18 protein-coding genes are annotated in these 20,449 nt (G+C 68.3%); 8 read left to right on the top strand and 10 right to left on the bottom strand.

Going from position 1 to position 20,449, the window contains the following annotated elements; translation table 11 throughout:
• Positions 1-190 precede the first annotated feature (190 nt).
• The gene (locus FNM00_RS05595; protein WP_143912276.1) at positions 191-1,258 is read left to right on the top strand and encodes an alpha/beta hydrolase; all 1,068 of its coding nucleotides are present in this window, start codon (positions 191-193) and stop codon (positions 1,256-1,258) included.
• Between the two features lie 3 nt (positions 1,259-1,261).
• On the opposite strand, the gene FNM00_RS05590 is transcribed toward FNM00_RS05595, so the two are convergent.
• Positions 1,262-1,753, bottom strand: coding sequence for a phosphoribosyltransferase (locus tag FNM00_RS05590; RefSeq protein ID WP_143912274.1), 492 nt, complete (start codon positions 1,751-1,753; stop codon positions 1,262-1,264).
• A gap of 17 nt (positions 1,754-1,770) precedes the next feature.
• Here FNM00_RS05590 and FNM00_RS05585 point away from each other — a divergent pair, with 17 nt between their 5' ends.
• The 5 genes from FNM00_RS05585 (at position 1,771) to FNM00_RS05565 (ending at position 6,639) form a co-directional block, all read left to right on the top strand.
• The gene (locus FNM00_RS05585; protein ID WP_221933611.1) at positions 1,771-2,421 is read left to right on the top strand and encodes an MBL fold metallo-hydrolase; all 651 of its coding nucleotides are present in this window, start codon (positions 1,771-1,773) and stop codon (positions 2,419-2,421) included.
• Positions 2,422-2,477: 56 nt separating this feature from the next.
• Positions 2,478-4,013 (top strand): UDP-N-acetylglucosamine 1-carboxyvinyltransferase, encoded by a 1,536-nt coding sequence (locus FNM00_RS05580; protein ID WP_143912272.1) that lies wholly within the window; start codon positions 2,478-2,480, stop codon positions 4,011-4,013.
• 133 nt (positions 4,014-4,146) lie between these two features.
• Entirely contained in the window at positions 4,147-4,911 is a 765-nt protein-coding gene (locus FNM00_RS05575; RefSeq protein ID WP_143912270.1) for a glycerophosphodiester phosphodiesterase family protein, read from the top strand.
• Positions 4,908-6,218, top strand: coding sequence for an MFS transporter (locus FNM00_RS05570; RefSeq protein WP_246065074.1), 1,311 nt, complete (start codon positions 4,908-4,910; stop codon positions 6,216-6,218). Before FNM00_RS05575 ends, FNM00_RS05570 begins: the two co-directional genes overlap by 4 nt.
• 34 nt (positions 6,219-6,252) lie before the next feature.
• The gene (locus tag FNM00_RS05565) at positions 6,253-6,639 is read left to right on the top strand and encodes an RNA polymerase-binding protein RbpA (protein WP_143912266.1); all 387 of its coding nucleotides are present in this window, start codon (positions 6,253-6,255) and stop codon (positions 6,637-6,639) included.
• On the opposite strand, the gene lnt is transcribed toward FNM00_RS05565, so the two are convergent.
• Together lnt and FNM00_RS05555 are read right to left on the bottom strand one after the other, a co-directional pair.
• Complete coding sequence (gene lnt, locus FNM00_RS05560; RefSeq protein WP_143912264.1) at positions 6,636-8,093, bottom strand: apolipoprotein N-acyltransferase; 1,458 nt, start codon at positions 8,091-8,093, stop codon at positions 6,636-6,638. The genes FNM00_RS05565 and lnt overlap by 4 nt on opposite strands.
• Positions 8,090-9,175, bottom strand: coding sequence for a M24 family metallopeptidase (locus FNM00_RS05555; protein ID WP_143912262.1), 1,086 nt, complete (start codon positions 9,173-9,175; stop codon positions 8,090-8,092). Before FNM00_RS05555 ends, lnt begins: the two co-directional genes overlap by 4 nt.
• Positions 9,176-9,255: 80 nt before the next feature.
• Between FNM00_RS05555 and FNM00_RS05550 the strand changes: the two genes are divergently transcribed.
• Both FNM00_RS05550 and FNM00_RS05545 read left to right on the top strand, forming a co-directional pair.
• Positions 9,256-10,839 (top strand): M28 family peptidase, encoded by a 1,584-nt coding sequence (locus tag FNM00_RS05550; RefSeq protein WP_143912260.1) that lies wholly within the window; start codon positions 9,256-9,258, stop codon positions 10,837-10,839.
• A gap of 22 nt (positions 10,840-10,861) precedes the next feature.
• A complete protein-coding gene (locus FNM00_RS05545; RefSeq protein ID WP_185972992.1) occupies positions 10,862-11,821 on the top strand; it encodes a 5'-3' exonuclease in 960 nt (319 codons plus the stop codon).
• A gap of 281 nt (positions 11,822-12,102) precedes the next feature.
• Here FNM00_RS05545 and FNM00_RS05540 read toward each other — a convergent pair whose 3' ends face one another.
• From FNM00_RS05540 to pafA, 7 genes are all read right to left on the bottom strand, one after another.
• Positions 12,103-14,823 (bottom strand): DEAD/DEAH box helicase, encoded by a 2,721-nt coding sequence (locus FNM00_RS05540; protein WP_143912258.1) that lies wholly within the window; start codon positions 14,821-14,823, stop codon positions 12,103-12,105.
• 54 nt (positions 14,824-14,877) lie between these two features.
• Positions 14,878-15,690 (bottom strand): twin-arginine translocase subunit TatC, encoded by an 813-nt coding sequence (gene tatC / locus FNM00_RS05535; RefSeq protein ID WP_143912255.1) that lies wholly within the window; start codon positions 15,688-15,690, stop codon positions 14,878-14,880.
• A 65-nt stretch (positions 15,691-15,755) separates the two neighbouring features.
• On the bottom strand, positions 15,756-16,019 hold the full coding sequence (locus FNM00_RS05530) for a Sec-independent protein translocase subunit TatA (protein ID WP_143912254.1): 264 nt from the start codon (positions 16,017-16,019) through the stop codon (positions 15,756-15,758).
• 8 nt (positions 16,020-16,027) lie between these two features.
• Positions 16,028-16,987: a helix-turn-helix transcriptional regulator gene (locus tag FNM00_RS05525; protein ID WP_143912252.1), complete on the bottom strand. Its 960-nt coding sequence runs from the start codon at positions 16,985-16,987 to the stop codon at positions 16,028-16,030.
• Complete coding sequence (locus FNM00_RS05520) at positions 16,984-17,940, bottom strand: helix-turn-helix transcriptional regulator (protein ID WP_143912250.1); 957 nt, start codon at positions 17,938-17,940, stop codon at positions 16,984-16,986. Before FNM00_RS05520 ends, FNM00_RS05525 begins: the two co-directional genes overlap by 4 nt.
• A 13-nt stretch (positions 17,941-17,953) precedes the next feature.
• The gene (locus tag FNM00_RS05515; RefSeq protein ID WP_143912248.1) at positions 17,954-18,868 is read right to left on the bottom strand and encodes an FKBP-type peptidyl-prolyl cis-trans isomerase; all 915 of its coding nucleotides are present in this window, start codon (positions 18,866-18,868) and stop codon (positions 17,954-17,956) included.
• Between the two features lie 86 nt (positions 18,869-18,954).
• Positions 18,955-20,316: a Pup--protein ligase gene (gene pafA, locus FNM00_RS05510; RefSeq protein ID WP_143912246.1), complete on the bottom strand. Its 1,362-nt coding sequence runs from the start codon at positions 20,314-20,316 to the stop codon at positions 18,955-18,957.
• Positions 20,317-20,449: the final 133 nt, after the last annotated feature.

Below are 20,449 nucleotides of genomic sequence, written 5' to 3'. Positions count from 1 at the left end.
CTGCGAGCAGGACGCAATGGAGCCGTGACAGGAGGGGCGTAGCCGTCACGGAGCGAAACCACGTCACGTAGGCGTGACCTCGCCCCGATGTGAGCCGTGACACACCCATGGTCCCCCTCTCTGACACAATGCGGCCATGCCCAGCTCGCATCCGGACGTCCGGCCCTCGTCGCCGATCCGCTGAGCCGCGATGACCACGCTGGTGATGGCACTGTCCGCCCTGCTCGCGTTCAGCGTCGCCCTCGCCTTGTGGCCCGCCCGCGCCAATCCTCTGGTTGCGACGATCAGCTTCTACGCCGGCGTGGCGACCTCCGAGCTCCCGTTACAGGTCCTCGCACTCACCGTGTTCCTCCTCGCGTCGACCGTCACGCTCGGCGAGATCAGCGTCGTCGCCGTCATCCTGCTCGGCTGTTCGCTGCTCGGCGGCGTCGCGCTGCTGGGCCGCGCCCTCGCGGCACGGAACGTGCTGGAGTCCGCCGTCCGCGCTGTCGGTGGCACCCCGGCGCGGCGCCCGCGCCCCTGGGCGAGCCTCGCCTTCCGCCCTTGGCCGCGTCTGCCCAGGGGCGTGGAGCGCCACGGCGCGATCTCCTATGGGCCGTACGGGAAGGCCAATCGGCTCGATCTCTACCGTCGCCGACGCCGGCCTCCGGGTCCCGCACCGGTTCTCGTCCACGTGCACGGCGGTAGCTTCCGTCGAGGCCGACGCTCGCAGGACGCCCGGATGCTCCTGTACCGGCTCGCACGCCGGGGTTGGGTGACCGTCTCGCCGGACTATCGGCTGCTTCCTGCCGGAGAGTTCCCGGCGAATGCCGATGACATCGTCGAGGTCGTGACCTGGCTCCGCATGCATGCCGAGGAATTGGACATCGATCCTGAGCGCATCGTGCTCGTGGGGAGCTCCGCCGGCGCGCATCTCGCGGTGCTGTCTACCCTGCGTGGCGCACAGGTACGCGCACTCGTCGGACTTTACGGCTACTACGGCGCCCAGCGAACACGCTCCGATGTCCCCTCGGACCCGACCAGGTACCCGGCCGACCAGGCACCGCTCACGCTCCTCGTCCACGGCGATGCCGACTCCTTCGTCGACATCTCGGGCGCTCGGCGGTATGCGGGACATCGCCGGATGCTGTCGGGCGACACCGTTGCGCTGGCCGAACTGCCGGGGGCCCAGCACGGCTTCGACCGCTTCGCGTCCTTGCGGTTCTCGGCCGTGTGCGACGCGATCGAGGACTTCGCGCACGCCGCCTTCAGCCGCTGAGGCTCAGGCGTCGGCGACGCCCGACCGCGAGGTGATCACCGGCTCGCTCGACCACGGAAAGTTGATCCACAGATCGGTGCGACGCCATACAAAGTCGGGCGCGATCAGGGATCTCGGCTTCTCGTAGATGACCGCCGACTGTACCTCGGCGGCATGCTTGCGGCAGACGTTGACGACCAGCTCGAGGGTCCGACCACTGTCGGCGACATCGTCGACGACCAGCACGCCGATGTCGTTGAGCTCCGCGAGATCCAGGAAGGGCGGCAGCAGTTGCGGAGCCGGGAGGGTCGTCCCGACACCCGTGTAGAACTCGACATTCATCGTGAAGAGGTTCTTGCAGTCCAGCGCATAGGCGACGGAGCCGGCGGGAATCAGACCGCCGCGGGCGACCGCCAGCACCACATCGGGGACGAATCCGCTGTCGGCGACCGACTGGGCGAGCTCGCGCACCGCCGTGCCGTACCGCTCCCAGGTGAGGATCTCCCGCTGCGTCATGCGGACATCGTGCCACGATGGACGACATGTTGGTCACTCGTTACGGGCACGCTGCCCTTCTCGTGGAATCGGGCGCGACACGCATCCTGATCGATCCCGGCACCTTCAGCCGCGACGCGGTCTTCGACCTGACCGGGCTGGACGCCATCGTCGTGACGCACCAGCACCCCGATCATGTGGACCCTGACCGCATCGGGGACCTGCTGGAGGCCAATCCCGGTGCCACGCTGCTGGCCGACCCGGAGACCGCCGCGCGCCTCGGCTCGCCGTGGCGCGCGCACCGCGACGGCGAGCTCACTCTGGTCGGTGACCTGGAGCTGACGGGCGTCGGCGAATGGCACGCGGTCATCGCCGAGCCGCTGCCCAGGGTCGCCAACGTGGGCGTGCTCGTCACCGCATCGGGTGAGCCGACACTGTTCCATCCCGGCGACAGCTATGCCGTCGCTCCCCCGGAGGTCGACGTGCTGGCGGTTCCGCTGTCCGCTCCGTGGACCAAGGTCGCCGAGACCATCGAGTTCGTGGGGCGCGTCGGCCCGAAGGTCATGTTCCCGATCCATGACTGCACCGTCTCCGAGGCCGGACACGGCGTCTACTGGCAGCATGTCAGCCGTTTCGGCGGTGTGCCGGATGCGCGAGACCTCCCTCAGGACGGCACGCTCGACATGTGATGATCGACGCACGCGCTCGACGCGACTCTATCTCACACATGAGATAGCCTCGAACCATGACGGAACGAGACGACTACCTCGGACGCATCGGGACCCTGATCCGCGATGCGCGCCAGCACTCCGGTCTGACCCAGGCGCAACTCGCCGCCCAGCTCCGCACGAGTCAGAGCGCCGTCAACCGCATCGAGAAGGGCCAGCAGAACCTGACGCTGGACATGCTCGCGCGGATCGGTTCGGCTCTCGACTCCGAGATCGTCAGCGTGGGCACCTCCGGGCCGAGCCACCTGCGGGTCAAGGGCGGCACGACGCTCCAGGGCTCGATCGACGTCAAGTCGAGCAAGAACGCCGGCGTGGCGCTGCTCTGTGCGTCCCTGCTCAACACCGGCACGACGGTCCTGCGCAAAGTTGCACGCATCGAGGAGGTCAACCGCCTGCTCGAGGTGCTGGACTCCATCGGCGTCAAGACCCGCTGGTTGAACGAGTACAACGATCTCGAGCTCGTCGTGCCCGAGAAGCTCAACCTCGCGGCGATGGACGCCGCCGCCGCGCGCCGCACGCGCAGCATCATCATGTTCCTCGGCCCCCTCATGCACCGGGTTCCCGAGTTTGAGCTTCCCTATGCGGGAGGATGCGATCTCGGCACCCGCACGGTGGAGCCGCACATGACGGCTCTGCGTCCCTTCGGCCTGAAGGTCATCGCCACCGAGGGCAGCTACCACGCGTCCGCCGCACAGGGCACCGGTCCCGAGCGTCCGATCGTCCTCACCGAGCGCGGCGACACCGTGACGGAGAACGCGCTGCTCGCCGCGGCCCGCTACGACGGAGTCACCGTCATCCGCAATGCCAGCTCGAACTACATGGTCCAGGACCTCTGCTTCTTCCTGGAGAAGCTGGGTGTCCGGATCGAGGGCATCGGCACCACCACCCTGCGCGTGCACGGTGAGCCGGACATCCGCACCGATGTCGACTATGCGCCGAGCGAGGACCCGATCGAGGCCATGAGCCTCATCGCGGCCGCCATCGTCACCAAGTCCAGCATCACGGTCTGCCGGGTGCCGATCGAGTTCATGGAGATCGAGCTCGCGGTGCTCGAGGAGATGGGCTTCGTGTACGAGCGGTCGGCCGAGTACATGGCCGAGAACGGTCAGACCCGCCTGGTGGACATCACCACGCATCCGTCGCAGCTTAGGGCGCCGATCGACAAGATCCACCCGATGCCGTTCCCCGGCCTCAATATCGACAATCTGCCGTTCTTCGCCGTCATCGCGGCGACTGCGGACGGGCAGACGATGCTGCACGACTGGGTGTACGAGAATCGCGCCATCTACCTGACCGAGCTCAACAAGCTGGGTGCGAGGGTCAAGCTGATGGATCCGCACCGGGTCCTCATCGAGGGTCCGACGCACTGGAGCGGTGCCGAGCTCGTGTGCCCGCCCGCGCTGCGTCCCGCCGTGGTCATCCTGCTCGCGATGCTGGCCGCCAAGGGCACCTCGGTGCTGCGCAGCGTCTATGTCATCAATCGCGGCTACGAGGATCTGGCGACCAGGCTCAACGCCCTGGGCGCAGAGATCGAGACCTTCCGCGATATCTGAGCGTCCGGCACGGCGGCGGTAGCCTGTCAACCTCATCCGCAGTCGATGGGGTTGACGGTCTACCGCCCGGACGCGAGCGCGGCGACGGCGAGGCGTCGTCCGTGAGCGGGAGCCCTCCCCTAGCGTGGGAGACGTGAATCGCTCGCCGGCCTACTTGGACGCTCCCACTCCCCTGGCCTTCGCCCATCGCGGCGGCGCCCGTACGGCCGGCAACGCGGGGATCGAGAACTCGCTCACCGCCTTTCGCCACGCGGTCGAGTCAGGTTACCGATACCTCGAGACCGATACCCGCGCCACGAGCGACGGCGTCGCCTACGCATGCCACGACGCGCGCCTCACGCGCCTCGCCGGCGACGACCGGGCGATCAGCGACCTCACGTCCGCCGAGCTCGACGCGATGCTTCTCGGGGACCGTGAGCCGATCGTCCGGCTCGACGAGCTCATGGCGGCGTTGCCCGACGCCCGCTTCAATATCGACATCAAGTCTGCCGACGCGATCGACCCCACCTGCGACGTGATCGAGCGCCTCGGGGCCGTCGACCGCGTATGCCTGGCCTCGTTCTCGCATCAGCGTTTGGCGATCCTGCGTTCCCGGCTGCCGGAGGCCGCCACGAGCGCGTCGTCCCGCGAGGTCGCGCGGGTCGTGCTGGGCCTCCGAGCGCCCGGCGGGGTCGACTGCCTACAGGTACCGGTCAAGCGTGGGCCCATCCCCATCGTCACCCGACGGCTCTTGAAGCGCGCGCACGCCGCCGGCATCCAGGTCCACGTCTGGACCATCGACGATCCCGTCGAGATGCACCGGCTGCTGGATCTCGGTGTCGACGGGATCATGACCGACCGCACGGACCTGCTCAAGGACGTGCTTCTCGCCCGCGGAGAATGGAACGAGGCCCCATGAAGAAGGTCATCGCCTGGAGCCTCTGGGACTGGGGTTCGGCGGCGTTCAACGCGGTCATCATCACCTTCGTCTTCTCGGTGTACCTCGTCGACGGCGTCGGCGACGATCTTCCCGGGCCGATCTCCGCCAGTACCTGGTACGGCTGGGCGATCGGTGCCGGGGCCTTCGTGATAGCGATCTCCGCCCCCGCTCTCGGCCAACGGTCGGATGCCCGTGGCCGTCGCAAACGCACCCTCGCGCTGCTGACCGGCCTCGTGGTGACGCTCACAGCCGCCTTGTTCTTCGTCGAGGACGACTACCACTACCTGTGGTTCGGGCTGCTCCTCGTGTCGGTGGCCTCGATCGCCTTCGAGCTCGCGCAGGTCCCGTACTTCGCGATGCTGCGTCAGGTCTCCACGCCGGACAATGTCGGACGCATCTCCGGCATCGGCTGGGCCTTCGGCTATCTGGGCGGCATCGTCCTGCTGCTGATCTGCTACTTCGGCTTCATCACCGGCGACGGCGGCATCCTCGGTCTCTCCACCGATAACGGATGGAATATCCGGCTGGTGGCGCTGGTCGCCGCGGCATGGTTCCTCGTGTTCGCGATCCCGTTGTTCTTCGCCGTCCCCGAACTCCCCGCCAGCGCCACCCCGGACAGCGCCGACGTCGGCTTCATCGAGTCCTATCGGGTGCTCTGGAGAGAGCTCAAGGCGATGTGGGCCGGCGACCGCGATGTGCTGAGATTCCTCATCGCGAGCGCCTTCTACCGCGACGGCCTCTCCGGTGTGTTCACCTTCGGCGGCATCCTCGCCGTCAGCGTCTACGGCATCGATGCCGCCGATGTCATCCTTTTCGCCATCGCTGCCAATGTCGTGAGCGCTGCGGGAGCCTGGGTGGCCGGCTACTTCGACGACAGCTGGGGGTCACGGCGGGTCGTCGTGGCCTCGTTGGTCTCGATGCTGGTCGTGGCGGTCGTCCTGCTGTTCGTCAGCGGTCCGCTGATGTTCTGGATCTTCGGCCTGGCCCTGTGTCTGTTCGTCGGGCCCGCCCAGGCCGCCTCCCGCACCTACCTGACCCGGGCGACCCGCACCGGCAAGGAGGGACAGAACTTCGGCCTGTATGCGATGACCGGGCGGGCGGCGTCCTTCATGGCGCCCAGCCTCTTCGGCCTGTTCGTGCTGATTGGCGGGGCGGATCGTTGGGGAATCCTCGGGATCATGATCGTCCTCGGCATCGGGCTCGCGCTACTGCTGCGGGTCCCCGAACTGGCTCACGCGGACGACGATCGCTTCTCAGGGGAATCTCACGGCGATGGCGTACGTTGATAGGTAGAGACGACCACGAAAGGGGAACGCGAGCATGGCTGAACGAGCACTGCGAGGCGCCCGACTCGGTGCCCAGAGCTTCGAAGACGAGCGCGGCGTGGAGATGGCTCCGCGCCAGGAGGTCGAGTACGCCCTCGCCGACGGCCGCACCTTCACCGTGACGATGTCGGAGGAAGCGGAGATCCCCGGTGAGTGGGAGGACCCGAAGTCCGGGCAGATGGGCCGCCTGGTCGGTGCCGACGCCTCCGGCAACGACAAGGACGAGAAGCCCATCCGTACGCACTGGGACATGCTCCTCGAGCGTCGCTCCGTCGATGAGCTCGAGGACCTCCTGAGCGAGCGACTGGAGCTGCTGCGCGGCGGCGAGATCGGCCCGCCGCACCTGCACCGACGCTCGGCGAGCAAGAAGAAGACCGCTTAACCGCGGCGACGGGCGGCCCGCCAGGCCGCCACGACGCCGACCAATGCCAGCCCGGCGATGAGCCCCTCCAACGGAGCGGCGAGTCGCTGGGCTGGTGTCGTTCCGGTGGCCCCGGTGATGTCCTCGATCATGACCGTCGGCTCCAGAAGCGGCGCCTCCGTGACGACCTCGCCGTCGGGCGCCACGACCCCGCTGATGCCATTGGTCGACGGCACCACGACATAACGTCCGGTCTCGATGGCCCGCAGACGGGAGATGTTCCACTGCTGGCGCAGCTGCGAAGTACCCTCGAAACTCGCATTGCTCGTCTGCACCACGAGGAACTCGGCACCTCCGCCGATCGCCTCGCGCACGATGCCGTCATAGGCGATGTCCCAGCAGATCGTGTCGCCGATGACGGCCCCGCCGATTCGCAGGTCGCCCGGCTCGTCGCCCGCGAGCATGTCCCGTGGGATATCTCGGTCGATCCTCGGCACCAGATCGCCCAGTTGCTGACGCAACGGCACATACTCCCCGTAGGGCACCAGCTTGCGCTTGACGTAGGTCTCCTGATGTCCCCGCGGGGTCCAGACGAAACCGGCGTTGTAGGCCGTCGTGGCGGTGGGGCCGTTGAGGATGCCGGCGGCGAGGATGGGTGCGCCCACGTCGCGCGAGGCCTCGGTGAGACGATCGCCGGCCCACGCCTCGGTCAACGGATCGATGTCCATGGCGTTCTCGGGCCACAGCACCATGTCCACCGGCTCGTCGATCCCGGCGGTCGCCTCCAGATGCAGTTCGAAGATCTCGCCGCGCGGCCACTGCAGGAACGGTCCGGGGGTGCCGCCCTGCACGACCGCCACGCGGTGGCTCTCCCCCGCCCCCGCCAGGCCCACGGGAAGCAACGCGCCGCACAGCAGCACCGCTCCGGTGGCACCGGCCACCGGCACGATCCGCCGCGGCCGTTCGGCGGCGAGGACGAACAGGGCCGCGACCAGGGCGAGGACGAAGGTCGTCGCCGGCATGCCCACGAGACGCACTAAGGATTCGACGGGCGTGTCGATCGCCGTGTGGGCCAGACGACCCCACGGGAAGCCCGAGAGCGGGATGGCTCCGCGCAGGCTCTCGCCGGCCGTCCAGACCGCCGCCATCCAGAGAGGCCATCCCGGCAGCCGCAGCACCGCGCGCAGTGCCCACGCGATCAGCACGTAGAAGACCGCCTGCGCCATGACGAGCGCGATCCAGGCGGCGGGGTCGACCGCGTTCATCCACCAGATGAGAGGCCCCATGTACCCCCACCCGAAGGCGAACCCCGCGATGAGGACGGTGAGCACCCGGGAGGCGGCCGTCCGACGCAGGAGCCAGCACCATCCGGCGACGGCGACCACCATGGCGCCGGGGAAGTCCCAGGGCGCGAAAGCCGTCGACGCGATGACGCCGGCCAGCGCGGAGCCGACGATTGCGAACAGTGGGTTCACGGCAGACGCACGAGATCCCGTGATGTCGTGTTGACGACCTCGAGGCCGTCGTCGGTGCAGATCGCGATGTCCTCGATGCGTGCCCCGTATCGGCCGTCGAGGTAGATGCCCGGCTCGATCGAGAAGGCCATGCCCGGCTCGAGGAGACGGGCACTGCCCTCGACGATATAGGGCTCCTCGTGCGTCTCCTGGCCGATGCCGTGGCCCGTGCGATGCACGAAGCGGTCGCCGTAGCCGGCCCCGGCGATGATCTCGCGGCCGACCCGGTCCACCGATTCAGCCGTCACGCCGGGACGCGCGTGTTCGCGCTGGGCCGCTTGTGCGCGCTGCAACACCTCGTAAAGAGCCGCGAACTCCGCATCGGGCTCACCTCCGACCACATAGGTACGCGTGCAGTCCGAGCAGTAGCCCTCCGGAGTCGTGCCGCCGATGTCGATCACGACGGGGTCACCGGCCTCGATGACCCGGTCGGAGAGCTCGTGGTGCGGCGAAGCACCGTTGGGTCCCGAGCCGACGATCACGAAGTCGGCCGTCAAGTGGCCCTCGGCGAGGATCGCACGGGCGATGTCCTCGCCGACCTCCCGCTCCGTGCGCCCGGCACGCAGCCATTCGCCCATGCGTCGGTGGACGCGGTCGATCGCGGCTCCGGCCGCGCGGAGGGCCTCGATCTCGGAGGGCTCCTTGCGCATGCGCAGTTCCGCGACGATCTCCCCACCGAGCACCTGGTCGGCACCGGGGATCGCCGCGCCGAGCGCGAAGACCCTGGCGGCCCACATGTGATCGTCGAGCGCGACGACCTCGACGTCCCCGACGAGGCGCGCGACGAGCTCGAAGGGATCCTCGGTCTCCTGCCAGGTGGCGATCGGCAATGCGACACCCGCGGCCACGGCTGCGGGACGCTCCAGATGCGGCACGACGAGGGTGGCCTCACCGCGCGCCGGGAGCACGAGGCAGGTGAGTCGCTCGAGCGGCAGGGCGTGATAGCCGGTGAGATAACGAAGATCGGCTCCCGGGGTCACCAGGAGCGCGTCGACGCCGCGATCGGACAAGAGGGCTTGAGCACGGGCGAGACGATCGGTCACGTCCCCGAGCCTATCGACTCGGCGGTGGGTCTCTGCTTATGGTGGGGCGAAATCGTTCATCGACGGATTCGGGGGGATCCATGAAACGTCTTCTGTGTGCTGCCGCCGCGGCAGCCCTCGCCGGCGGCCTCGTCGCCGCCCAACCCGCTACCGCCAAACCGCCCAAGCCCGATGACCGTGCCGCCCAGGCCCAGAAGGTCGTCGACGGCGTCACCGTCAACGGCATCTTGCGGCACCTGCGTCAGTTCCAGGTCATCGCCAATGCGCATGACGGGAACCGGGCCTCGGGTCTTCCCGGACATGAGGCGTCGGCCGACTACATCGAGACGCAGCTGCGGCGCGCCGGCTATCAGGTCGAGCGACAGACCTTCACCTTCCCGTTCTTCCAGGAGCTCGCTCCGTCGGTCCTTCGTACCGACGCCGGCGACATCGAGCACCACACCTTCACCTACTCCGGCGGGGGTGACGTGACCGGTGCGGTGGTGCCGACCAATGACATCGTCATCCCGGCCACACCCGAGCCGAGTAGCACCTCCGGATGCGAGGCATCCGATTTCGACGCCGCGCCGGAGGATCCGGCGATCGCGCTCGTGCAACGCGGCACCTGTGATTTCGCCGTGAAGGTCGAGAACGCCGTCGCCGCCGGATACGACGCCGTCATCGTCATGAACGAGGGCAACCCCGGTCGCACGGATATCGCGACCGGGACCCTCGGCGCGCCCCAGGACGTGCCCGTCGTCGGCATCTCCTATGACGACGGTGTCGCTCTGGCCGAGGGCGCGGTCACCGTGACCGTCACGACCGAGGTCGAGTCCGATCCCGATCGCGAGACCTTCAATCTCATCGCCGAGCTCCCCGCGCGCCACCAGCACGCGAAGGGCCCCGGCAAGGGCAAGGGCCCGAAGAAGCCGCCGCAGGTCCGCGAGGACGAGGCGATCGTGGTCGGTGCCCACCTCGATAGCGTGACCGAGGGGCCCGGCATCAACGACAACGGCTCCGGCAGCGCCGGCATCCTGGAGATCGCCCTGCAGCTCAGCCGCACGGGCGTCGCCGACCGGCTCGAGCGGCCCGTGCGCTTCGCGTGGTGGGGTGCCGAGGAGCTCGGATTGCTGGGCTCGGAACATTATGTGGCCAGCCTGTCGCCCGATGAGCTCGGCTCCATCTACGCCAATCTCAACTTCGACATGATCGGATCTGAGAACTACGTGCGCTTCCTCTACGACGGCGACGGCTCAGCGGGAGGCCCCGCGGGTCCTCCCGGATCAGGCGAGATCCGCGACATCTTCGCCGGCTTCTTCGAGCGGCAGGGCCTGGCGTGGGAGCCCACGGAGTTCGACGGCCGCTCCGACTACGGACCGTTCATCGCAGCGGGCATCCCGGCGGGCGGTGTCTTCAGCGGCGCCGACGGCATGAAGACCGAGCAGGAGGCGCAGATCTACGGCGGAACGGCCGGTGAGATCTACGATTCCTGCTACCACCAGCTGTGCGATGACATGACGGCGATCAACACCAATGCCCTTCACGAGCTCGGCGACGCGGCCGCCTGGGGAGTCGCACAGCTCGGACTCGGTCAGCCGCTGTATCCGGACATGAGCCGGGCGCCGTACTCCCAGCAGCTCACCACGCCGGACTTCGACTACAAGGGAGGTCTCGCCGTCCGCTGACGGACCACTAAGATCGACCAGCATGACCGGTCGATTGATCCTGTTGGACACCGCGAGTCTGTACTTCCGTGCCTTCTACGGCATACCGGACTCGCTGAAGGCCCCGGACGGTACCCCGGTCAACGCCGTCCGGGGCCTTCTCGATTTCGTCGCCACCCTCGCGACGCAGTACGAGCCCGAGGCGATCGTCGCGTGCTGGGACGACGACTGGCGTCCGCAGTGGCGGGTCGATCTCCTGCCCTCGTACAAGGCGCACCGGGTCGAGGAGGAGACGAGCGGCGTCGACGTCGAGGAGGAGACGCCCGATGCGCTCTCACCCCAGGTTCCGCTCATCGCCGAGGCTCTCGGGTTGCTCGGCATACCCGTGGTGGGCGCCGCCGAGGCCGAGGCCGACGATGTCATCGGCACGCTGGTCCATCGGTGGGACGGCCCGGTCGAGGTCGTCACCGGGGATCGCGACCTGTTCCAGGTCGTCGACGACTCGCGCGGCGTTCGGGTGCTCTATACGGCGCGGGGCGTCGGCAAGCACGATGTGGTGGATGCCGCGTGGGTTCGCGACAAGTACGGGATCGAGCCGCACCAGTACGTGGACTTCGCGGTGATGCGCGGTGACGCCTCCGACGGCCTGCCCGGTGTGGCGGGCATCGGCGACAAGACGGCCGCCGTGCTCTTGGGCGAGTTCGGCGACCTCGAGACGATCGCCGCCGCGGCCGCCGACGAGACCAGCTCCATCAAGCCTCGCCCGCGGCGATCGCTGCTGGAGTCGTCCGACTACATCGCCAGCGCCGTGCGCGTCGTACGCGTGCGCGATGATCTCGCCCTCGCTCCCCCAGCGGCGCTGCCGGTGTTCAGCGAGGAGCAGGCCGCCGAGTTCACCACATTCGCCCAGACCTGGGGCCTCGGCGGCTCCGCCGACCGAGCCGTCGCTGCCCTCCGCGCCGTGGTCTCGCCACGCCACGATCGCGCGGAGCCATCGCAGTAAGGGCATCGCCGCGACGGAAGCGACCTGTGGCTCCTCGACCACCGAGGGGCAGGGTCCGGTGGTTGAGTAGTGACCGCGAGTTTCGCGAGCTGGTCGCGTATCGAAATCACCTTCCGTAACGTGGTCTCGATACGCTTCGGTCGCGGAGCGACCTCCACTACTCGACCGCCGAGGGTCGGGTCCGGTGGTCGCGTAGCGAAATCACCCTCCGCGACGTGGTCCGGTCGTGGAGCGACCTCCACTGCTCGACCACCGAGGGTCGGGTCCGCGAGACCATCGGCTCAGGTCATCAGGCTGCTGTAGGCGACGACTCCGCGACGTAGGTCGGCCAAGGCGTCTCGGGCCGTCTCGCGCAGGGTTCCCGGGCCGGCCGCATCGGCGACCTGGCCCATCAGATCGAGGAGCTGCTTCATCGCGCGGACGAAGTCCCCCGCCGCCATCTGCGTGTCGCGCAGGACCAGGTCCAGCGAGGAGCCCTTCGACCACGACCACACCGCCTGCGCGAAGCCCGCGTCGAGCGGGCGCAGGAACTGCACTCGGTGCTCGCGTTCGACCTGCATCAGCTCGTCGGTCAGCGCCTGCAGCCGCTGCACCGCGTCCACGGTCGCGCCGGTGGGCAGCACAGGCGCGGGAGCATCGTCGATACGCGACTCGAAAGTCAGGGTGCTGACGACCGCCGCCAGCTCGCCGCTGTCCAGGCCGTCGAAGGCACCCGACCGGATCCCCTCAGCGACGACGAGGTCCACATCGCTGTAGATGCGCTGCAGCCGCTGGCCGGCGGGGGTGACCTCGTCGCCGGCGAGATACCCGAGATCGTCGAGGACCTCGCAGACGCGGTCGAACTGGCGGGCCACCGAATTGGTCTGCCGCTCGACGCGGCGGCGTTGGGAGGCGGTGTCCCGTTCGAGCTTGAGATAGCGCTCGGCCCAGCGTGCGTGGGACTCGCGATCCGGGCAGTCGTGGCAGGGGTGAGCGCGCAGCTTCGCGCGCAGCTCGGGGATCCGCGGATCCTCGCCCGGGGCCCCTCCGCGAGTCGGGGATGCCGAGCGCAGATGCTCGGTCTTCTCGGCCCGTTGCCGGAGCGTCGAGGCCAGATCACGTCGCGACTGCGCCTGCCGCGCGTTGAAGGACTTCGGCACGCGCATGGTTCCCCGCGCCTGAACCGGCGTCGGGAAGTCGACGAGCGCCAGGCGTCGCGCATGCCGGTCGGCCGTCAGCACATACGGGCGCGGGCCGTCCTCGCCTCCTCCGGTGCCCGGATCGAGCACCACCGCCACCCCGGCCCAGCGTCCCGCCGGGACATCGATGATGTCGCCGGTCTTGAGCTGGCGGAGCGAAGCGACCACCTCGGCACGTCGCTGCGCCTTGCGCGCCTTGGAGCCGTGCTGCTCGACCTCCTTGAGCTGGCGGCGCAGCTCCATGTACTCGCCGAAGTCGCCGCGATCGCAGGCGGCCGCCTCGCGATAGCCCTCGATGGCCTCGTCGGCCTTCTGCACCTGCTTGCTCAGTCCGACGACGGCGCGGTCGGCCTGGAACTGTGCGAAGGACTGCTCCAGCAGCGAGCGGGCATGCTCCCGCCCGACCTGGTGCACCAGGTTCACCGCCATGTTGTACGAGGGATGGAAGGACGACACGAGCGGATAGGTGCGCGTCGAGGCGAGGCCCGCGACATGCCGCGGATCGAAGCCTGGCTGCCACAGCACCACGCCGTGCCCCTCGATGTCGATGCCCCGGCGTCCCGCGCGTCCCGTCAGCTGGGTGTACTCCCCCGGCGTCAGATCGACATGCGTCTCGCCGTTCCACTTGCTGAGCCGCTCGATGACGACCGATCGCGCGGGCATGTTGATGCCGAGAGCGAGGGTCTCCGTGGCGAACACGATCCGGATGAGGCCCCTGCTGAAGAGGTCCTCGACGATCTCCTTGAAGGTCGGGAGCATCCCGGCGTGGTGCGCGGCGATGCCTCTCCCGAGCGCCTCACGGAAGTCATGGACGCCGAGTACCTGCAGATCCTCATCGGGCAGATGCGTGATGGCCGCGTCCACCGTGCGATAGATCTCCGAGCGCTCCTCGTCGGTGGTGAGGATCAGCCGGGCATGGAGACACTGCTCCACCGCCGCCGCGCACCCGGCGCGGCTGAAGATGAAGCAGATGGCCGGCAGCAGCCCCTCGGCGTCGAGCTTCTCCACGATGTCGACGCGGTCGGGTGTGCGATAGCGGGTACGGGGGCGACGCTGACCCTTGCCGGGCCGCCCGCCCTTGCGCGCCCGAGACAGTTGCCAGTCCTCACGCGCCATCCGCTCGAGGACGTGGTTGACCTTCTGGCCGTCCTCCTCGAAGAGCGGATGGAGGCGGCGGCCCGCCATGACGTGCTGGTAGAGCGGTACGGGACGCCGCTCCTCGACGATCGTGACCGTATCTCCACGGACCTCGGTCAGCCAGGCGCCGAACTCCTCGGCATTCGAGACCGTCGCCGACAGGGAGATCACCGCGACCGAGTCGGCGAGGCCGATGATGACTTCTTCCCAGACGGCACCGCGGAAGCGATCCGCCAGGTAGTGGACCTCGTCCATGACCACGAAGCCCAGGCCGTCGAGCGTGCGCGAGCCGGCGTAGATCATATTTCGCAGGACCTCGGTGGTCATCACGACGATCGGAGCCTCACCGTTGACGGTGTTGTCGCCGGTCAGCAGCCCCACGCTGTCAGCACCGTAACGGTCCTGCAGGTCGTGGAACTTCTGATTCGACAGCGCCTTGATCGGCGTGGTGTAGAAGCACTTGCGGCCGGTGGCCAGGGCCAGATGCACAGCGAACTCGCCGACGATGGTCTTGCCCGATCCGGTCGGCGCGGCCACGAGCACGCCGTGCCCGTCCTCGACCTGCTGGCACGCGGAGACCTGGAAATCGTCGAGCCCGAAGCTGTAGAGATCGCGGAAACGGGCCAGTTCGGGATAGCGGCGATCCGCCCTCGCCTGGGCGAATCGCTCGGCCGGGGACGACGTCATGACTCCAGCCTACGGGGAGAGCCGATCCGGACGAGGAGGCTCCGCCAGCAGGCTTTAAGAATCGAGCGGGTCGGGCTGGTCGATATCGGACGCGTCCTCGATCGCCGAGGCCTGATCGTCATCGGCCTCATCGGTGCGACGCCGCGCGCGCCGCCGGTCCGTGACCCACGCGATGGTTTCCGAGATCAGGTAGAGCACGGTCATCGGCACCGCGAGGAAGAGCATCGTGAGCGGATCGACCGTCGGCGTCGCGACGGCCGAGAAGATGAAGATGCCGACGATCGTCCACGGCCGCGCTCGGGCCAGCTGCCGCGCTGAGACCGCTCCGATCCGGTTGAGCAGCACCACGATCAGCGGGATCTGCGCCGCCACACCGAAGACGAGCATGATCCGCAGGATGAAGCTCAGATACTCGCTGCCGGAGATGATGTTCTCCCAGCCCTGCGGCACGAAGCCGATCAACAGCTCCACGGCCGTGGGCAGCACCCAATAGGCCGCCGCCGCGCCGCCGATGAACAGCGGGGCACCGAGGCCCGTCAGGACGACCGCCCAGATCTTCTCGTGGCGGTGCAGCGCAGGCAAGACGAAGCCCCAGATCTGCCACATCCACAACGGGCTGGAGATGATCAGACCGACGATCAACGAGGTCTTGAGCTGGAACTGGAACGCTCCGCCCACGCCGCCCATATTGAGGATCGTCGAGATGCCCTGCTCCTCCAGCGCCGGCCGCGCGCGCTCGATCGGCTGGGTGAGGATGTCGAGGATGGGGGTATAGAGCAACCAGGCGACGATCACCCCGAGAAGGATGCACAGCAGTGCTCGGGTGAGTCGGCTGCGGAGCTCGCGCAGATGCTCCATGAGCGGCATCTGGCCGCCTGAACTCGCCGCCGCACGAGGTTTCCTCGACGGGCGGTCGCGGCGTCCGAGCACCGTCAGTTCGGGTCAGTGCGGTCGCGCGTCACCTCGGCCGGATCGACGGTCTGCGGACGCTGCTCCGCGACCGGCGGCTGCTCCTCGCGCGCCGAGGATTCGAGACGATTCTCGTCCTCGTCCTGGCCTGCCTTCACCTCGGACTTGAAGATCCGCAGCGCCCGTCCGGAGCCCCGGGCCAGTTCGGGCAGCTTGCGCCCGCCGAACAGCAGAACCACGATGCCCAAGATCACCAGGATCTCGGTAGGTCCGATTTGCCTGAACATGATGCTCCTCAGTCGATGACTATCCCAGTGTACGCGTCGAGCGCGGCGCGAGCCTGGGCGGACACGTCTTCGCGCAGCGACGTCGGCTCGATCACGCGCACCGTGGTCGCATGCCGCAGCACCAGGCGACGCAGCCAGGCCAGATCGGTCCCGTACAGCCGTATCCGAGCGCTCCCGTCGGGCCTCTCCTCGATCACCTCGGCACCGTACTCGTCGATGAGCCAGCGTGCCTCCGGCGAGAGCTCCAACACGGCATGGGGTGTCTCCGGACCGGGCACGAACACGGCCTCGACCGTGGCGGAGGCCTCGCTCGGACGGATCGCGACCGGGGTATCGAGCTCGGTCGCCTCGGTGATGCGGTCGAGCCGGAAGGTCCGGGTGTCCTCGGCCAGATGACACCACCCGCTGACATAGAGCTGACCGCGCGTCGTGAACACCTTGTGCGGATCGACATCGCGCGAGGTCGTCCGATCCCGCGATTCGGTCGCGTACACGATGTGCAGACGATGTCCGTGCGCGTGCGCGGACAGGACGGTGTCCTTGATCCGGGAATCGACGGGCGGCAGGCGTACGTCCACGGGCGCGAGCGCCCCCACCTCGCCCTCCAGCTTGGCGAGGGCCCCGTCGACGGCCGGCAGCTGATCTCCGGTCGCGGTGTCTCGCAGCGTACGTAGCGCGACGATCAGCGCGGACGCCTCGCGGGCGCTGAAGGCGAGCGGACGGGTCATGAAGTCGGCATCGCGCAGGAACACGACCCCGTCCTCCTCCAAGGCGCCGACGTCGATGTCGATCAGATCGCCGTGGTACTCCCCCACTCCGGTCATCATGAGCAGGGACAGATCCTTGGTCACCTGGGCGACGCTCACACCGAAGGCGTCCGCCACCTCGGTGACGGGAATGCCCGCATTGCTCTGCAGATAGGGCACCATCGCGAGCATGCGCTGCACACGCTGGACCGAGGTGGTCATGCGCCGCTCACCGCCGCTCGGAACAGGCCGATGACGGCATCGCGCAGCTCGGCGGGTTCGAGGACGACGACATCGGGCCCGAACGAGGCGACCTCGCTCGCGAGCACCCGGGTGGACGCATAGGGCACGCGGAGGACGTCCCACTCGTCGTCGACGCCGGTGATCTCCCGGGCTTCACGGCGCAGGCTGTTGGCGCGCCCGCGGCGGATCCGGAGCACCGCCGCCTCCGTGGGCTCCGGGGGCAGTAGGGCGCCTGCGAGCTCGCGCAGGTCGATCCCCGCGGGCACCTCGACCGCACCGGGCTCCTCCAGCGTCTCGACCTCGCCGTGGATCCGTGAGAGCCGGAAGACGCGGGGCGCGTCGCGGTCGCGATCGAAGCCGAGGACGTACCAGCGGTCACGCACCGAGATCATGCCCCAGGGCTCGACCTCGCGCCGCGCCTGCTGGCCGTCCGGCTTGCGGTACTCGAAGGCGATCGGCTGACGCCGGGTCGCTGCCTCGAGCACGGCGTCGAAGGCCGGCTCGTGTGTGGACAACCGCGGCTCGACCATCCGCAGCTGATCGGTGGCCACGTCGACGCCGATCGAGCGAAGCTTGGTGATCGCGGTCGCCGACTCGCTCGCGAGGCTCGCACGGTCCCACACCTGCGCGGCGAGACCGACGACGGCAGCCTCCTCGCGGGTGAAGGAGATATCGGGCAGCTCGGCGTCGTCGCGACGGATCCGGTATCCGGGCTCATCGTCGAAATAGGCGTCCCGGTTGCCCGTCTCGATGACGATGCCGAGTTCGCGCAGCTCCTCCTTGTCGCGCTCGAACTTGCGCTCGAACGCGCTGGGGCTCGCCTCGCGATACTCCGAGATGGCGCCCCGGATCTGATCCTTGGTGAGGTACTGGTTGGACGCGAGCAGCAGGAAGAAGAGGTTCATGAGCCTCTCGGTCTTCCGCTGCGCCATGTGCCCGAGGATGTCAGAAGGCGTCGAGGACGTCGACCACGAAGGCCAGATCGCCGTCGGGACGACCCTGCGCGGCGGCGTCCTCGCCGTAGGCGGTGTCGACCGGGCACTCCAACAGCAGGCGGCTGCCGACCTTGGCACCGACGAGGGTCTCGTCCCAGCAGGGGATGACCTGACCCTGCCCGATCGGGAAGGTGCTCGGCGCACCGCGCTCCCAGGAACCGTCGAAGACCTCGCCGCTGGGGTACTTCGAGCCGACATAGTGGACCACGACGGTCTGGCCCGAGGCGACCTCATCTCCCTCGCCCTCGATGAGCACCTCGGAGACAGCCTTGCCGTCGAAGGCCTGCGGGCCTTCGCCTTGCGCGACGCCGGAGGGATGGTCGTCATCGTCGTACTCCACCGTCGGGCTCTGAGGCGCGAGCTCCTGCTCCGCTCCCTCGGCCGACTCGGGCACCTTGCTGAGGACATCGAAGAGGAAGACCATCGTGTCGGTCTCCTCCAGTCCGATATTGGTGGGGTCCTGCAGCAACGAGGCGCCGTCCTCCCCGGTGACGGCGATGAGGACGCGGGAGCCGACCTTCTGGTCCTCCAGGCCCTTGGTGAAGCCGGGCAGCGCGGTCTCGTTGAGGGTCAGCACCATCGGACGTTCGTTGGCGAAGGAGTTGTCGAACTCCGAGCCGGTGCGGCCGTTGACCGCGATGTAGTTGACCTTGACGGTGTCACCCTCGGCGATGTCCTCGCCGTCTCCCGCGTCGACGACCTCGCTCGTGGTTTCGGCCACCGAGAAGTCCTCGGGAACCTCGAGCGACGGAGTGTCGTCACCGGACACCTCGACATCGTCCAGGGAGGAACCGGATCCTCCCCCGCACGCCGAGACAGCCAGCAGAGCGATCAGCGTCGTCAGAACACCGAGAGACTTGCGCACGTGGGGATCCTTCGCATCGGGGTAGCTGCGGGCCGAGCACTACCCTAGCCCGCGCCGCCCAACCGGCAGGCGGCACCTGATCGGGTTCACATGCTGTCGATGAGCCGCTGCACGCGATCGTCCGTGGCACGGAACGGGTCCTTGCAGAGCACCGTGCGCTGCGCCTGATCGTTGAGCTTCAGATGCACCCAGTCGACGGTGAAGTCCCGGCGGCGTTCCTGCGCCCGCGTGATGAACTCGCCACGCAGGCGTGCTCGAGTGGTCTGCGGAGGGATGCTCTTGGCACGGAAGACCGACAGATCGTCGGTGACGCGTGCGACGGCTCCACGTCGTTCCAGCAGCGAGAAGACGCCCCGATCACGGCGGATGTCGTGGTAGGCGAGGTCGAGCTGGGCGACCCGCGGATCGCTCCACGCCAGCCCCCGCTGCTCGCGGTAGCGCTCCAGCAACCGGTACTTGATGACCCAGTCGATCTCGCGGTCGACCAGCGACAGATCGCCTGACTCGACCGCCTTCAGGGTGCGCTCCCACAGGTCGAGAATCCGGTCCGTGGTGGGGGTGCGCATGCCCTCGCGATCGATGAAGTCGGCCGCCTTGGAGAAGTACTCGTTCTGCAGTTCGAGGGCCGACAGCTCCCGGCCGTTGGCCAGTTGGACCGTGCGGCGACCGGTCATGTCGTGCGAGATCTCGCGGATGGCCCGGATCGGGTTCTCCAAGGTGAGGTCGCGCATGACGACTCCGGCCTCGATCATCCGCAGGACCAGATCGGTCGTGCCCACCTTGAGCAGTGTGGTGGTCTCGCTCATATTGGAGTCCCCGACGATCACGTGCAGGCGGCGGAAGCGCTCCGCATCCGCGTGCGGCTCGTCGCGCGTGTTGATGATCGGACGCGACCGCGTGGTGGCGCTGGAGACGCCTTCCCAGATGTGCTCGGCCCGCTGACTGACCGAGTAGACCGTGCCGCGGGGCGTCTGCTGGACTTTGCCGGCGCCGCAGATGATCTGACGCGAGACGAGGAAAGGGATGAGGACATCGGCCAGCCGGGTGAACTCTCCTCCGCGACCCACGAGGTAGTTCTCGTGGCATCCGTAGGAGTTGCCCGCCGAGTCGGTGTTGTTCTTGAACAGGTAGATGTCGCCCTCGACGCCGTCCTCGCGGAGACGTTCCTGCGCGTCGAGCATGAGCCCCTCGAGGATGCGCTCGCCGGCGCGGTCGTGCGTGACCAGCTCTGTGACGTCATCGCACTCGGGCGTCGCGTACTCCGGGTGGGAGCCGACATCCAGGTACAGCCGAGCCCCATTGCGCAGGAAGACATTGCTGCTGCGCCCCCAGGAGACCACGCGCCGGAACAGATACCGCGCGACCTCGTCAGGCGACAGCCGACGCTGGCCGTGGAACGAGCACGTCACGCCGTACTCGTTCTCGATACCGAAGATTCGCCGCTCCATGGACTCACCCTAGTGCGCGTCTCCCAGGCCGGCCGGGAGGCGAACTGCTGCGGGCGGTGCGTCATCACGCACGTCAGACCTGGGCGGTGAGCCATCCCGCACTTCGCCCGTTGCTGTGCGGGATAATCCACCG

Source organism: Aeromicrobium piscarium, assembly GCF_007421815.1.
Taxonomy (GTDB): Bacteria; Actinomycetota; Actinomycetes; order Propionibacteriales; family Nocardioidaceae; genus Aeromicrobium; species Aeromicrobium piscarium.
This window is presented reverse-complemented; position numbering and strand designations above follow the sequence as displayed.